Raw genomic sequence first — 15,825 nt, forward strand, 5'->3', positions numbered from 1 at the left:
TAGCGCTTAAACTTAGAAAACTCCATACTGTAGTGAAAAAAGGAGATAAAGTTGAAAAGCTGTTTGTTTTTGCTTCGGATCGGAACAAGACTAGTGCTTTTAAATTCTGCCGTAGCGCTTTAACAGAAGACCTTAAAACGGTGTATAACGGGCATTTATTAGCATTTACCAACGTTACCGTTGACTTGCGTACAGGGGAGCAACTTCCTCATGATAAGAAACATTTCCTAACAAGTGCTATTCCAGTTCCTTACGAAAAGAATTCAGACTGCCCGGAAGAATTTAGACAGTTTGTAATAGACGCTTACGGGGAAGAATATCTACCTTTGATTCGAGCGCTTACATCAATGTACCTCGATCCTACTAGCCCTAATGGATACTTCACTCATATAATTGGACCTTCTGGTTCTGGTAAAGGTACGTTGCTAAGATTCTGGCAATCAATGTTCGCTGAAGAAAACGTGCGATCGCTAAATTCGTTTAAAGAATTAGGTAACCCAGAAGGTAGACATCAGCATTTACACCAGTTTCCGATGTTATGAGGTACAGTTAGTATTAATAAAATCAAAAGATAAGACTGTCATGAAAGCATATTCAGTAGATATTCGAGAAAAAATAGTGGCAGCACATATTGAGGAAAAAATCTCGATTCGTCAAGTAGCACTCAGATTTGCAGTGAGCAAAAGTTTAGTACAAAAGCTAGTAAAGCAACAAAAAAGTCATGGTAATTTACAACCATTAAAACCGGGTAAGCCACGATTTAGTCATCTGACAAATGCGGAATTAGAGTTAAGAGAACTAGTGTCAGAGAATCCGGATGCAACAATAGTGGAATTCTGTGAATTATTTGCGGCAAAGACAGGTAATTGGGTGAGTCAGTATGAAACTACCAGCTTTTGTTAAGCTCTTTTTTTGTTTTTACTGTTGTTAAAGCGTTTGTACCTTTATCTAAAGATTATAGACATCAACTTTGCTATCCTCAGTTGGTAAATTGTCATGAGAGTAGAGGTATAGATATAACTGGACTTCCAAGCCTATCGTGGGGTATTAGACGTAGAGTGGATCAAAGTTGGCATTTTGCTGAAGCACTTAATTTAGGAAACGCTAGTGTTCGATATAGCAGATGTATGAACGAGCACCATTTTGAGCATCGTATTAGACCTCATAGGTTGATTCCTTTTATATAGACGATACTAGTTTAGGTATCTATAGCCATAACGACGTTAGATCACTATCTGCACGTAAGACATATACACTGAAACCACCCTTAGTTATAATGTACACGAAGCGTAAATATACTGATTTTGCAAGCTTTACTTAGAACTAAAGCAGAGAGTATAGTTGTACCTTTATCTTTTATGGTGTGGTATGAGACTAAAGTTACTAGTTAAAAAACTGTGGTATCTGTATATTCTATTTTTATCACCAGTTGAAACTGTTGAAGATGTGTGGACTCAATACGATAAGAATATAATTACTTTAACTGAAGGGAAAAAAGAACATATTATTCAGACTAGAGATAATAGCTCAAAAACTCTTATACGTATTTTTCTAGTAACGTTAGTTAGTTTCACACTCGCTCAGGTATTAGGACGAAAGTTGCCTTATCTTAAGGAAGAAAGTGTTAAAGCTTATCTTAAGCTAGCTTCAGTTTTTATATTTGGTTTTGCGACCTTAAACAGACTTACAGAAATCAAATATTTTGATGGAACTGGATGGCTTGATAAAACCAACACATCATTTTTTAAGCTTCTTTACTTTACTGGTTTTGGATTAGGTATATTTGCTTTATCTTTAGATAACTCTATCCAAAACTCAATAAGTGCAATCTGCCACAACCTATGTACACTTTGGAACTCAATACCGTGTAACGAATTTACAGTTAGGTGCGATCGCTGATGACCCTGATGTGACTTTTATAGATTTAAAAGAATTTGGTTTAATCTGTACACTAACTTATTAAGATGCGCCAAACAACTCTAAAAACTCATCTACTACTTCATCGGCATTGTTTAAACACTCTGTTGCACTAAAACGAGTAGATTTGATTCCTTCTCTATCAAATAATCGGTCTCTTTGGTAGTCTTCAGAAGGTCGCTGATGGAATTCCCACCCGTCTACTTCAAGAATTCTAGGGGAACCTTTATAAAAAACTAGAAAATCTGTCTCTTTAGTTTCTATACAATTTATCCTATTACGGATTCTACATTTAGCATTAACAAAGAAAAGAACACGTCTTTTCTCTAAAGCTTTAGCAATTTCAAACTCAGCCTGAGAACGAAAGTTTAAACCATTCTCTGAGTGGTAGTAATCAGACCTAGAATTATTTGAGACAGATTTTTTTGGCAGAACTAATCCCATCTCACCGCTTATTTGTTTATAAGCGTTAGTTAACTTTTCTGCCCAAGATGCATCAACCCGAATCTCCCATAAATGCTGAGTCCCCGAACCATCTGGTTGACCTTTGTAAGTTAGAGTTATACCTTGAGGAAAAGAATAGAACCCTGGTTTTCTGACATTTGCAGTTAACCAATCGGAAGACCATTCTGTAGTAGGCATTATTTTACTCAACATTTTGAGCATTTGGTAAGTTCTCAACTCGTACACAAGAGTTGGAGATTCTAAGTTACTTAACGAAGTGGTTCTTTTGCTTAATTCTATACTGGTACTTTTAGTACTATTATCACTTGATGGCTCAACCTGTTGCTTCTGTTGGTTTAATTTAGCAATCGCTTCTACAAGTGTTTTTCCAGAAGACTTAGGAACATCGCGCACTGGTGTCTCTGAATCTTTTTTAATGCTAGCAAGCAATTCCACAAGTCCAGGCTTCTTGGGCTTAACTCCAGTCACTCTACTCGTTCTCCTAATAAATTAATGTTTACGGTAGAATTACCCAGGCAAAATAATCTAATTTAAAGAATGATAGCTCTCTACTATATAATATTTATACTGCTAATCAATATCATTTACTGACATAAAATAAAAATCAACAATCCAGAATTGTTTTCTAGAGTAAGTGCGACCACCTCCAATATTCCTCAAATAATGAAAATTGTTTTTCTACTTTTAGTTAATAATTTTACAAGTCATTTATTGTAGTATATATTTACTATAATAAAGGATTTTCTCATGCTAAGAGCAAGGGATTTATCTCTCATTAAAGAGATTTTTCTACAAGTAGAGAACTCTGCATCAGGGAGTAGAAGAATTACAAACCTCAACATAAAAGGTTTTGATGAGCCTACTATTATCGATCGTGTTGATTTATTAATTGAATGGAACTACTTAAAAGGATACGTAAATAAAACTTTGCTTGGTATTACGGGATACGGTATAGATGGAATCACAATGAGTGGGTACGATTATTTGGACAAAATTAGGTGATAGTTGCTTAGCCGAAAGTTTCTGCTAGGTGTACGATCGCTTCTCTCTGAAATTTAAGAACTCCTTGTACAAAGCCAACCCCGAATGGACTGGGGTCGGCTTAACTTTTTTCTAAAGTCTTGTTAGGTGCGATCGCTGATTTCTCTGAGATAACTTTTATAGTTTAAAGACACAGCTCTCTCAGAGTTTATGATATGCTGGTATTCATAGTGAAGTTCTCACAAAGGCACTAGCCCTCATTCTATTGGCTTAGAAGGAGAGCTTTATTATGGCTATACTATTAATACCCTACAAGGAGGGTTTACATGGCTGACCTAATTAAGGTCTTGCTACGAGTTCTTAAATCTCGTAGTGCTTTTTGGAGGTTTGTTGTCATCCTTTGCTTGGTTCTGACAACTATATCCGTTCTAACAACACTAATTTTAATTGTGTTGTTTACATTGGGTAAGTTCTAAACTTACGTTTCTTTTATCATCCCAGACTACCGATCAAGAGTTATTCGCAGTAACTCTTGGTCTTTCTTAACCAAACTTAAGCAATACCGAGTACAGTATATGTGTCTCAGCTTGTTTTATCTTATCTTGGAATATCTTATCTGTGGGTGATGAATACAGAATAACACAAAAAAGATGAAATAGAAAATAGCAGCTATTTTGAAAACTGAGTTTTCAAAAGATGGAATACAAACCTTACAGAGACCGTACTCCAATTCACTTTACCTACTTAACACTCTGATTAGTAATATAAGGCAAAATAATTAATCTACTAATTTTTTATAACTTCCACTTAATACTCGTAGATTAGACGCTACTAAGTGCGATCGCACATGCGTAAGTTTTAACTAATGGCAAACCTATGATAGTTCATTTTCGTAAAATATCTCACATTGCCAGATACCCAACTTCTGTAAGTATTTAAGATATTCTGAGTTAATCATTGTTATCTCCCTTGGTTTCAATAGATACGTAATGAATTTTTCAGTAAATTCTTCAACAGTACTTGGTGGATGTGAAAGGTTTAGATTAAGAACGAACTCATGAATAGTTTTAGCTTGAGATTGTTCAAGGAAGTGACTTGTTTAGGGGTATATGATGGAGTACTAGCTGGTGCTAATAGTGGCTTTTTGTCTGATTGACTAGGTTCAAGATACTCTGGGGCATACTTATCTAAGTAATCCATCGCATCATCAGATATAGATAATTCTTCTTCTAAAGCATAAGTTAGCTCCTGCATTACTCCTTCGTGACCAATCTGCCTTGCGTATGACCTGAAGTTGCTACCTTCGAGAACGTGTGCCAAACATTTCTTCTTGACTGCTGCCAAATTACGTTTCTTCTCCCTACCTTTTTCAAAAGCAGAATAGATTACATACGCAGCTACTAGTCCACCAGTTACTGGTCCTGCCATCATTCCAAAAGCAGCGGCAGCAGCAAAACCACCAAATACGTGTATTTGTAGATTATCGGAACCTACTTGCTGCAACGCTAGCTCAGACCATTCTTCGTTATCTTTGTGAAAGCTTTCTAAATTAAAATTAGTCATAATTAAAAACGATTGTGTTTGAATGGCGTACCTCCTAAGATGCACATTTTATAACCCTCATATAGCAAGGCTTTCAGAAAATGAAAAAAATGTGCGTCTTTCATATATTACTAGCGGCGATTTTCACGGCTAGTCGGAGGCTGACATCTTGCACCTTCTCAACAACAGAGTGGTGGGTAGTGCCCACCCTACGAAAGAATAAGCTTTTTGGGCTTTGATTTTTGCAATAAGGCGATGCTGCAAGATGTGAGGTACCTGAGACTTGAACTCAGGGGTCGAGGAGGATCGATCGCACCTTCTGCTACGCCTATTTTTTAATGTTCCTTGCTGCTTGCTACCAGGAATTTATGGAGCATATTGATAGAAATCATCGTGTGGACAAGAATCTCAACCATGAATAGTGTTGCGATCGTACCAAACACATTGCTCCAGTTGACATACTGGAAAACGCCTAACATCAGGTATTGGATTGCTTTATCCCAAGGTATACCAGGCATTATAGGGTAATACCAAATGCAAACCAAAGCATCTACAACATAAGCGACAATACAGTACAAGGTCATATTGTCTAGAAACCCACCTATAAAATTGTTCAGAGCTTTCTTTGCATTTTTTATAGATCGTGGGTCACTGTCTTTAACAGATATTGTCCCACTCGAATCAGAAGCCCGAACCACTGCTGAGAGAAACCCGTGATGTCTCCACAGGACTCCAGGTAACACCTGCAAAAGTTGTATTGGTAACCAGACTAAAAAACCACTTATCCAAACAAAGGATTTCTGCTGAACTCCCGGTTTGCACTACAATGACCTCAATGTAACAGCTGCACGTAAGAAAGCAGACTTAATCGAGCACGATATCGCTTTTGGGGCTTTCGAGCCAACACACGTTAAATACAAAAACCCGGATTTGAAGGAAAGTCAGGTACTTTCCTAGAAAAATTAGATCCGACCTCACCGCGATCGCGCTTTTCGAGAAATTCACTCAAAGTTTTAGGGCAGTAGAGTGAGAAATATAGGATTAGCTATACTAGGGAAAAAATCGATCGCTGAACAGATCTCTCTTATTATACATAGGCATGGCTATATTCAACGCTGACTTGCTAAATGCCAAGATTGGAGTCAAGTTTAACTCTTTATTAGTTCTCTCTTTCTTCGTCGGTATTCTTCTTAGCAGCCTGATGCTATCAAGTGTTCTGCAACAGAGAGCGGAGTATGAGATTAACGTTAAGGCTGATTTGCTCATGCAAACAATGAACTCATTACGGCATTATACTCAAGATCGTGTCAATCCACTGCTTGCGCCTCAATTAAAAACTGGTTCCACCTTTATTCCCGAAGCAATTCCAACTTTTTCAGTAAGAGAGGTTTCGGAATACTTACGCAAAGATGACAAATATCACGACTTTTTCTATAAAGATGCTGCTCTCAATCCTACTAATCCTAGAGACCAAGCTGATAGTTTTGAAACTGCATTGGTAGAACGTTTTCGCCGACAACCAGAAATCAAGGAACTTTCGGGTTTTCGCTCTACACCAGAGGGGAAAAAGTTTTATACAGCTCATCCATTTAAAATAGAAGAAAATCGCTGTCTTGAGTGCCATTCTCGTCCTGACATTGCACCAAAAAGTTTATTAGCCACTTATGGAGAACATGGGTTTGGTTGGCAGCTGAATGAGGTTATTGCGGCTCAAATGGTCTATGTTCCTTCAGAAAAGGTCTTTGATGAAACTTGGCGGGCTTTCTTTTCTGTTATGCTCGTTATCATGACTATCTTTTTTGCTGTCATATTGTTGATTAATTTCTTATTAAAGAAAGTTGTTATCCAAAGAATTAAAAATATTGCAAAAACAGCTAATGCTGTAAGCACGGGTGAGATAAATGCTAACTTTGAAGAACAATCAAAAGATGAAATTGGTTTACTAGCGATCGCTTTTGAACGCATGAGATCCAGTTTGTTGATTGCCATGGATTTGCTAAAGCAACACAAAACTTAATCCGTTAATTATCCAGTACCTGCTGTTTGAAAGCCAATGCTAGTTGAGGATTTGGAAGTTGAGCAGCTAGACTTTCGACAAAAGTTGCGCGAGAGTGTTCTCCAGAACTAAGAGTTTGTTGAATGAGAATATGAGCAATTGGTCCGATCGCTTGGGTTAACGCTTGCTCGCACTGACGGATAAAATTTTCATCTAATACTTGATATTGCTCTATTAACATTTCTACCCTATCTTCCAGTTTCAAAAGCGGCTGTGTTAGCTCCAAATGGACTTGTTTCTGAAATTGCTCTTGCTGAGATGGAGACAGATGACGCCTCAATTGCTCGATTAATTCCCTTCGATTCCCCACCTGTGCCAACACATTTTGTAGCAGAATGGGAGCAATCGGTCCAATAAGATCGAGTAAAACCTTTTCCAATTTATAGATTTGGGATGATGTCAATACAAAATGCAAAGGTTCGGCTATGTTAAGCCAGATAGGAGGTTCGACAGCAGGATTTTGACAGATGGTAGGTAACCAAGAAGCACCGGGAAAATCAGCTTCCAAGCTTTTTAATTGCTGACGGGCGTACCGCACGGCTCGATATAAAGACAAACGTTCGAGAGCAAAAGCAGAGAGAAAGTGTCTAAAAAATTCTTGTGCTACCCGGTTGGGTACGGGTTCTCGCATGACAATAACGGTAGGAATATGTAATTTTTCTAAAGAATTTGCTAAGCCTAAGCCGTCACAGGAATTGAAAATTGCCAGTTTTAACCCATTGGCAATGGCTACCTTGAGCGCTTCTTGCAACTGTTGAATTGTTAAACTGTTATTAGTGGGATTTTCGTTGAGATAAATCCTGCCTGTTTCGCCTTCGGTTTGACTGTGTCCGGCAAAAAAGAGAATATCCCAGCCTCGATCGTTCCGAAGTTGCTGGTTTAATTGTTCGTAGGAAGGGTTCACAAGAAACTCAATTTTTGCCTCTTGTAAATCTTGAAGAAATCTTTGTTCCGCCTTTAAATCTACTCCTTTGCTACTGCCTAAAATCGCCAAGAGTCTGACTTTTGTTGTATCTCGCTTAGCCTGCCCTTCACGCTGGTATTCAGGTTGACTCAGTGCTGGTTCTGCTTGGGGATATTCGCCAAAAAACTGCCAACAATGCCAGGGTAACCGACGCAGTAAGTCATCGTTGGTTTCAATCATGACATGGATTTCTGATGATGAGTCCAGTCGAGATCGCACTTGGCTATCGACATTCAGAAACCCTGGTGAGTGAAGCCAAGCATTTATGCTCTGTTCTAGTTGATAACAAACTTGATGAAAGCTATCTTGCGAAATATTGGTAACGCCTTCTAGGTCAATTTCTAGCTCATCATCCACATCCACCTCTACCAATTGGGCAACGGATTGTTTGCGGATGTCCTTCATACTCGCCATCCGATTGCAAAGGTGTTTGTAAATTAATTGCCAGTTACTGTAGAGTTCTGCCAAAATTGGTGCTGCGGGTAGGCTACCAATAAACTGCTGGGGTCGAGAATAGCCCGATACCCACAATTGAACGGTTACTCTAGGAAAGCCACTGTTTAGATCTCCATCTCCCAAGTTGATAACGACAGCCTTAAGCGTTGGCGGAGGCATTTTTCTCCATTTGCGATCGCAAATGACTTACCTCACCAATTCTAGCAAGGTTTTATTGTACTAAACCCGCACGTAAAGCTCGAACAGCAGCCTGAGTACGGTCAGCTACACAGAGTTTGCTCAAAATACTTCTAACATGAGTTTTTACAGTCCCAATTGTCAGGTGAAGCTTTTGGGCAATTTCTGCATTATCGCACCCAGAAACAATCAACTCCAAAACATCCATTTCCCGTTCGGTCAGTGGATAAGTTTCCAGTGTTTTCTCAACTTCTGGGTCTACAGCATTAATCATGACCCGTTTGCCCGTCATTCCTCCATTGCGATCGGGGAAATCATGACGAATTTGTTGCAAAATAATATCTGCAATTGTTGGGTCAATCCAAGAACTACCTGTATGAATTGTTTTTACTGCCTCTACCAGTTTATCTGTTGCAATATCCTTCATACAGTAAGAATCTGCTCCTGCTGCAAAAGCTGCTAAAACAGCTTCATCACTATTTTGCATTGTGAGAATCAGCAGTTTTGTTGTGTAGTCTTGTGTCTGAGCTTGATATTGCCTAAACTGACGTGTCAGTTCAATTCCATCCATATCAGGCAAACCAATGTCGATAGTGGCAACATCTGGATGCAAGGTTTTCAAAAGCTGTAGCCCTTCCCTTGCATTGGAAGCCTCACCAACAATCTTCATTTCTGCCTGAGTTTGTAAAGCAGCCCGTAAACCTATCCGGGTAAGGTTGTGGTCTTCAATGACGACGACCTTGATTTCACTCATAGCCAATCACCTCTACCCATTATACATGGATATTCTAATAGGGATTTTATACAAAAAGAAAGATGTCAACAAACTTCATCCCCCCCAAGCTATAAAAATTAATGCAAATGGGCATGGAATAAGGGCCGAGGGATAAGTTATTTCTGACTGTGTCACAGACCCTGTTTTTGGCAGAGTGGCGATCGTCATCAACTAACTGCGTTTTTCAATTACACCTCTTAAAAAAATACGATTATAATTTTTAATGGCGTTTTTGGCAAGTTACCAAAAATTGGTGGGCTTACCCCTACCGATACTACCTAAAATTTTTTGTGAATAATTTAAAATTCTTAATACTAGGAATGATATTTGATTTATAAAATACCCGTACAATGGCTACAAAAAGCATTTATGTAGTAGGCATTTTTTACCATACAGTACTTAAAATTTTTCACAAAGGATTTAGAGACTGCTACAGCTTCAATACTTAGTCTGTGGATTAACGCCGATTGCGAGCTTGCAATATTACTTATTATAAATAAAACAGTGTTTGCCGATTGTTTCAGCAAACACTGTTATACACAAATCTCTGTTATTTTAGTTAGTCGATCGCTCTCTTAACATCATCTTTCAAGTTTTCCACGCTATGGCGAACTTGAGCTTCAGCTTGCTTTGCTTTACCTTCAGCTTTGTCATTGGGGTTACCTGTGATTTCACCCACAACTTCTTGAATTTTACCTTCTATATTTTTAGCAGTTGCTTCTATGCGATTTTCGATACTCATATTAACTCCTTACTTTTGATTTGTTAGTAGCCTGTTTTCTATCTATAAATATCTTATTTAAAAAATATTTGTCTGTCAGTCTATCCTAAGTTTATGATTAAGCAAAAAGATTTTGTCCGCGCAACAGATTATTTATGTTATTTAACTCATCTGCAAGATTTAAAATTATAGATATTAGAGAGACACAGATAGTAAAGTTACCTCTTTCCTGGGATAAGTATATTCTATCTTGCGGTAGATAATTTCATGACTGCTTGGCTCGTGTAAAATAACCTAACAACCACCTGTACCGGGAGGCAAAGCTTCTAGCGAAGGCATTTTCAGACTCCGCTAGGGAACAAGGCGAAAATAAAATACCCGGCTTCTTGAAGAAGTCGGGTATGTTGTAGGCAAAATGAGTATATTAATGACAAAAAAAATGATGACCGGGTGTTGTCCCAATCATCCCACAGTACCTATGTAACCGAAAAACTCAGACAAAAAGATTAAACAATTCCCGGACCTCTGCCTCGTTTGTCGTCATCATTTGTTAACTGACCTTCTTTATCTTCATTAACTTCTTTCAGTTCTGCTGCACGATGAGTGGTATCCTCCTTAGCTTCTTGACTCGCATCACCAGGAACTTCATAATACATTTCCGGTTCTATTGCGTAATTATTTAGCAAACCTTCTCTGTCTACTGTATAACCGTCTGTAGAATGTACGCTATCAGAATGTGTTTGGTCGTCAGTAGGTGCGCTTGCCTCTCTCTGTTCATTAGGAAGTGTTTTGTATAATTCTCCCTCTCTTTCTTTGCGAGCTGCTGTTTCAGCAGGTACGATTCCTCTATCGTATGTATCCATTTCAACTCGTTCAGAGCTATCTACAGCTTTGTTATTCTTTTCAGTAGTCATATATTATGTCCTCACTAAATTTTTGATTCACCATTTATACTAAATAAATTAAATCTTTTAACAATTGAAATCTAGTGCCTAAAGAGGTGGAGCTTAAAATCTTGAGAAGTGTTACCAGTTAAACAGAATTAAGTTTTTTCTATCCTATGATGTATTTTTTTTGCTATTCATTTAATTTTTATTAAGCTCTTGATGTCAAAAGTATTTTTAATAAAAAGCTTAACCAAATATAGCTGCTTAGTACTATTTTCCAAGTAAATAAACTACAAATATAGGGGCGCAATACTTTGCACCCCTACCAACAGTGTGGTTCATTTAGGCAAAAACCACTGTCAAAATTTAGTAACGAGCGATCGCTAACCCTTGATTAATTACTAGTACAGCGGGACGTAAATAAGGCAGCCATTAGTAACAGATAAAAAGCTTACAAAAAAAGCTTTTGCGCCTTCTGCCCTCTGCCTCCGTACTTCTGCCTTCATGTGCTAGTTATCAGTCACTCTAAATCTTTTACCGTTGGTCCGTGCAGTATTTTTCCGTCAGAGTTGAAACGGGAACCATGACAGGGGCAATCCCAACTTTTCTCTGCACTGTTCCAGGCAACAACACAACCTAAATGAGGACACACCGCAGAGACTGCATGAATTTCTCCTCCTTCATCTCTGTAAGCTGCTACCTTTTTGCCATTAACAGTGACTATTTTTCCTTCACCATTGGCAACATCAACGCAAGAATGACCAATTCCTTTAATACGATCGCCTACCCAATGAACGCCTACATCAAGGTTCTGCTTAACCCCTTCCAAACTCACAAATGGCGTTGCACGGGTTGCATCGTAAAGTTCAGCCCAAGGATTCTCTATACCCAATATTCTGTCTGCAAGTAGCATTCCAGATAATGTTCCCTTTGTCATTCCCCAAAGGCTAAAACCAGTGGCTACATATACATGGTTGTTGAATGGTGTCAACTTACCAATATAAGGCAAGCGATCGAAGGAAACAGCATCTTGAGTTGACCAACGATACTCAAAAGAATCAATCCCAAAGCGAGAACGTGCAAATGCTTCCAAATCGAGGTACTTTTCTTCCGTGTTAGTCACAGTACCCACTTTATGACCTCCACCACCAACAAGAAGGAGTAAACCATTTTGGTAGGGAGTGGTACGAATTGAGTAATATGTTTCCCCAATGCCAATATACATTCCTTTGGGTGCTTTGGATGCCTCAATCCTGGCACCAATAATGTAAGAACGCTTGGGATAAGTTTTGGCGAAAAACAAGCCCTGGTCTAGGATTGGCAAATTTGTCGTAATAATGACATCCCGTGCTAGAACAGTTCCCTTATCGGTAATGACTTGACAGGGGCTCTCTTCATCAACCTTTTGTACTCGCGTGTTCTCAAACACATAGCTACCATTTCCTGCAATGCTTTTAGCAAGGTGCAGTAAATATTTGCGTGAGTGAAACTGCGCTTGGTTGTCAAATTTAATTGCACCAGCAATAGGAAAAGGTAAGGAAGTTTGCCGTACAAAAGAAGCAGGAAGCCCTAATTTAAGTGCAGCTTCTACTTCTTTCTCAATTTGGTTGAGTTGATCTTGAGATTCTGTAAAAGAATAAGCACTTTGGCGGCTGAAGTCACAATCTATTTGTTCTTCTTCCACAAAAGCCGCGATACGTTCTAATGCTGCTTGATTTGACTGTGCGTAAACTCTAGCTTTTTCTTCGCCAAATTTCTCGATTAACTCTGCATAAATCAATTGATGAAGCGAGGTGATTTTAGCAGTTGTATGACCGCTGACACCTGTTGCTATGCGATTCGATTCAATCACAGCAACAGTTTTGCCAGCACGCTTTAACAATGTAGCAGCAGTGATTCCAGCGATACCTGCTCCAACGATCGCAACATCTACTGTTACAGTATTAAGGAGTGGTGAAAAGTTGTTCTCTGATGTTGAGTCTATCCAATAGGAGATAGCTTTTCCAAGTATTTTTTGCATGGGTTTTAGGGTTAATTGTGAGTGGTTAGTTGTTAGTTGTTATTCGTTAGTGGTTTGCTCGCCATGCAATCCACCAACCACCAACCACCAACCACTGACAGGTTATCTAACTAAGCCTGCTCGCAAAGCAAGCACCGCAACTTGCGTGCGATCGCTTACACAAAGCTTATTCAAAAGGTTGCGGACGTGAGTTTTGACAGTACCTACAGTGATATAAAGTTTTTCGGCAATATCTGCATTACTACATCCATCTACAATAAGTCTGAGGACGTCTAACTCGCGAGCTGTTAAGGGATAGCTTGGAATAATCTGGCTTTCCTCAGCTGATAAACCATTGATAGAAACTGTTGTATTTTCAGAACCTGATTGAGTTTCTGCGTAAGTTTTATTGCTATGTTGCAAGATAATACGAGCAATGGTCGGATCGATCCAAGAATTGCCTTCATAAGTTGACCGCAATGCATCAGCCAGTTTATTAATACTGCCATCTTTCATATAATAAGAATCTGCCCCAGCCGCAAAAGCTGCTAGCACGGTTTCCTCATTATCCTGCATTGTCATAATCAAAATCTTGGTTTCTGGTATCTCGCTTGCTTCCTCAGAATTGTTGAAGTGCTGGATCAACTCAATGCCACTCATATCAGGTAGATCGACATCGACTATAGCAACGTCTGGTCTTGTTGATTTCAGAAGCTTTAAACCTGACCTTGCATCCTTGGCTTCACCAATCACCTCAATTCCATTTTGTTGCTTCAAAGCAGCTACTATACCGATCCGAGTTAGCTCGTGATCTTCAATTAAAACAACACGAATTGTATTCATGGTCAAGCCTCAATTCTTTTTAAGTAACAAGATGCACAAATCGACTCTTTTGTATTTGTCGAGTGATAGTAAAAGCATTCTAAAAGGCTAAAACCGTTTCAGTCTATCTCTCCGAGGCACTGTCTCTAAAAGCAACAGTTTGTCCGCTTGATGCAGGTAGAGTCATTCGCAAGAAAGTTTAGATGTATCTTACAATTAATCCCTTTGATAATCACTTCCTATCTACATCGGATAACGTATTTATGCCAAAAGGCATAGAAGATGCAAGCAAAGGAACAATAATTTACAATGGAGTAAAAATTCCTCTTGCCGAGCCCCTAACCCCTAGCCCCTATTTTCAGGATAGATTAACCTGATTAACGTGAGTTTATTTAGGGAAAAAATAATGTCACCACCACAGTTGCTTACCGATCCTTTCCTGCAACTTCCAACCGAAAGTTCGGTACGAGTTGTGTGGTTTACTGAATTTGCTGGTTCCGGGCATATAGTTGCTTACGGTAAGAATCTAGCTCATACTGCTATTGCTAAAACGACCAAACTCAGTCGGGTACGCGAAGACCAAAATTCACGTGTCGCAACCCAATCACGGGATGGACAAATTTACCAACATCCTGTCATGCGCGATATTTGGCGTCATGAGGCTGAGGTAAAAGATTTAACTCCTAACATACGCGTTTCTTACCACGTTACAAGTGTGAGAGAAGATGGCGAAAGCGTTAGTAGCAAAGTGTTTACCCTTGCACCTGCACCACAGCCGGGAACGCCCCTAAAAATTTTGCTGACTTCCGACCATCAAATCAAGCCTATGGTAGCAGCCAATTTACAGAAAGTTGTGGAAACTGTTGGTTACGTAGATGCTGTTTGGTTTGCTGGTGATTTAGCAAATATTCCAGACCGCGCTTCCGAATGGTTTGATGATAATCGTGGGGGTGCGTTCTTTCCTTGTTTGCAAGGTCGTGCCAAATTTGAAATGAGCAAAAATGGGACTACAACATTTTATACTGGAGGTGAAATCATTCAACACGCCCCAATGTTTACTTGCATTGGCAATCATGAGATTATGGGACGCTTTGGGTGTGAAAGTTTAAATACGGAATTTGATAAGACAATTCCTCGCTCAATTGCTCAAAATTTATACGGCAAAGACTCGCTGAAAAACAATTCTTTTAATACCGATACTTACGAAGAACTTTTTACCCTACCTCAAAGTCCAGAAGGAGGAAAAACTTACTACTCGGTCACTTTGGGTGATGTGGGATTAATAGTGTTATATGCTACAAATATGTGGCGCACTCATCTCTTAGATGCAGATGCTAGAGGCAGATACAACGAAAGTGCAAAAGATTTAAATAAACCAGAGAATTGGGGTTACGGACAGCATATTTATGAGGCGATCGCAAAAGGCAGTACGCAGTACAATTGGCTGGTACAAGAATTAAATAGCCCTGAATTTCAGCAAGCAAAGTACAAAGTGGTGATGCTGCACCACCCGCCTCATTCGCTTGGTGATAACGTGGTTCCAGCATATACCGAGCCAGTACAAATCATAGAACGCGATACATTGGGCAATATTAAAGCAGTACGTTACGAGTACCCTAAAGAGGCTGATTACCTCATTCGCGATGTTATGCCTTTATTAGAAGCCGCAGGCGTACAGTTAGTATTTTACGGGCATTCCCATTTGTGGAACCGCTTTGTCAGTTCCACTCAAGTACATTTTATCGAAACATCAAATGTTGGTAATTCATACGGTGCGGCTTGGGGCGATCGCAAGCGAAAAGTTCCCATAGGTTATCGAGAGGATTATGTCGAACTTGGAGATCCATATGGTTTAGAACCCGTAATACCAACAATTCATCCCTTTCTGGGGGAAGATGGTCATCCAACACCATATATTGCCAGCAATGACTTTACTGTTTTCAGCATCTTTGATACGGGTACGGCTACGGTCAGCAGTTACTTGTTTGATACCAGCAAGCCAGATTCAGAAGTCATTAAGTTTGATGAGTTTGAGTTAAAGCAATCGTAGTTCTAACCAGTGG

At 39.2% G+C, this 15,825-nt stretch carries 16 protein-coding genes; 6 read left to right on the forward strand and 10 right to left on the reverse strand.

Going from position 1 to position 15,825, the window contains the following annotated elements; genetic code table 11:
- Window positions 1-32: 32 nt before the first annotated feature.
- The 3 genes from AB0756_RS25165 (at window position 33) to AB0756_RS25175 (ending at window position 1,899) form a co-directional block, all read left to right on the forward strand.
- On the forward strand, window positions 33-542 hold the full coding sequence (locus AB0756_RS25165; RefSeq protein WP_038082104.1) for a hypothetical protein: 510 nt from the start codon (window positions 33-35) through the stop codon (window positions 540-542).
- 40 nt (window positions 543-582) lie between these two features.
- Window positions 583-903, forward strand: a complete 321-nt coding sequence (locus AB0756_RS25170) for a COG3415 family protein (RefSeq protein ID WP_408019914.1) — start codon at window positions 583-585, stop codon at window positions 901-903.
- A 465-nt stretch (window positions 904-1,368) separates the two neighbouring features.
- Window positions 1,369-1,899, forward strand: coding sequence for a hypothetical protein (locus AB0756_RS25175; protein WP_038082105.1), 531 nt, complete (start codon window positions 1,369-1,371; stop codon window positions 1,897-1,899).
- A gap of 60 nt (window positions 1,900-1,959) precedes the next feature.
- Here AB0756_RS25175 and AB0756_RS25180 read toward each other — a convergent pair whose 3' ends face one another.
- The gene (locus AB0756_RS25180) at window positions 1,960-2,850 is read right to left on the reverse strand and encodes a DUF559 domain-containing protein (protein WP_050046674.1); all 891 of its coding nucleotides are present in this window, start codon (window positions 2,848-2,850) and stop codon (window positions 1,960-1,962) included.
- Between the two features lie 279 nt (window positions 2,851-3,129).
- On the opposite strand from AB0756_RS25180, the gene AB0756_RS25185 reads away from it, so the two are divergent.
- Complete coding sequence (locus AB0756_RS25185; RefSeq protein ID WP_038082106.1) at window positions 3,130-3,384, forward strand: DUF2513 domain-containing protein; 255 nt, start codon at window positions 3,130-3,132, stop codon at window positions 3,382-3,384.
- 1,017 nt (window positions 3,385-4,401) lie between these two features.
- Here AB0756_RS25185 and AB0756_RS25190 read toward each other — a convergent pair.
- From AB0756_RS25190 to AB0756_RS25200, 3 genes are all read right to left on the reverse strand, one after another.
- Entirely contained in the window at window positions 4,402-4,926 is a 525-nt protein-coding gene (locus AB0756_RS25190) for a hypothetical protein (protein ID WP_038082107.1), read from the reverse strand.
- Window positions 4,927-5,240: 314 nt separating this feature from the next.
- Window positions 5,241-5,489, reverse strand: coding sequence for a hypothetical protein (locus AB0756_RS25195; RefSeq protein ID WP_137986573.1), 249 nt, complete (start codon window positions 5,487-5,489; stop codon window positions 5,241-5,243).
- A 97-nt stretch (window positions 5,490-5,586) separates the two neighbouring features.
- Entirely contained in the window at window positions 5,587-5,727 is a 141-nt protein-coding gene (locus AB0756_RS25200; RefSeq protein WP_153021433.1) for a hypothetical protein, read from the reverse strand.
- A 277-nt stretch (window positions 5,728-6,004) separates the two neighbouring features.
- Between AB0756_RS25200 and AB0756_RS25205 the strand changes: the two genes are divergently transcribed.
- Window positions 6,005-6,922 carry a c-type heme family protein gene (locus tag AB0756_RS25205; RefSeq protein ID WP_038082109.1) on the forward strand — a complete coding sequence of 306 codons (918 nt, stop codon included), beginning with the start codon at window positions 6,005-6,007 and terminating at the stop codon, window positions 6,920-6,922.
- A 4-nt stretch (window positions 6,923-6,926) separates the two neighbouring features.
- Here the strand turns inward: AB0756_RS25205 and AB0756_RS25210 are convergent, their stop codons facing one another.
- From AB0756_RS25210 to AB0756_RS25235, 6 genes are all read right to left on the reverse strand, one after another.
- Window positions 6,927-8,540, reverse strand: coding sequence for a CHAT domain-containing protein (locus AB0756_RS25210; protein WP_050046671.1), 1,614 nt, complete (start codon window positions 8,538-8,540; stop codon window positions 6,927-6,929).
- Between the two features lie 52 nt (window positions 8,541-8,592).
- The gene (locus tag AB0756_RS25215; RefSeq protein WP_038082112.1) at window positions 8,593-9,312 is read right to left on the reverse strand and encodes a response regulator; all 720 of its coding nucleotides are present in this window, start codon (window positions 9,310-9,312) and stop codon (window positions 8,593-8,595) included.
- 580 nt (window positions 9,313-9,892) lie between these two features.
- Window positions 9,893-10,075, reverse strand: coding sequence for a CsbD family protein (locus AB0756_RS25220; protein WP_038082116.1), 183 nt, complete (start codon window positions 10,073-10,075; stop codon window positions 9,893-9,895).
- A 485-nt stretch (window positions 10,076-10,560) separates the two neighbouring features.
- Window positions 10,561-10,968 (reverse strand): hypothetical protein, encoded by a 408-nt coding sequence (locus AB0756_RS25225; RefSeq protein ID WP_038082119.1) that lies wholly within the window; start codon window positions 10,966-10,968, stop codon window positions 10,561-10,563.
- A 493-nt stretch (window positions 10,969-11,461) separates the two neighbouring features.
- A complete protein-coding gene (locus AB0756_RS25230) occupies window positions 11,462-12,961 on the reverse strand; it encodes an FAD-dependent oxidoreductase (protein WP_038082121.1) in 1,500 nt (499 codons plus the stop codon).
- Window positions 12,962-13,063: 102 nt separating this feature from the next.
- Window positions 13,064-13,783, reverse strand: coding sequence for a response regulator (locus tag AB0756_RS25235; protein ID WP_038082123.1), 720 nt, complete (start codon window positions 13,781-13,783; stop codon window positions 13,064-13,066).
- A gap of 385 nt (window positions 13,784-14,168) precedes the next feature.
- On the opposite strand from AB0756_RS25235, the gene AB0756_RS25240 reads away from it, so the two are divergent.
- Window positions 14,169-15,812, forward strand: coding sequence for a fibronectin type III domain-containing protein (locus AB0756_RS25240; RefSeq protein ID WP_038082126.1), 1,644 nt, complete (start codon window positions 14,169-14,171; stop codon window positions 15,810-15,812).
- Window positions 15,813-15,825: the final 13 nt, after the last annotated feature.

It is taken from the genome of Tolypothrix campylonemoides VB511288_2 (assembly GCF_045999855.1).
Classification (GTDB): Bacteria; Cyanobacteriota; Cyanobacteriia; order Cyanobacteriales; family Nostocaceae; genus Scytonema; species Scytonema bouteillei_A.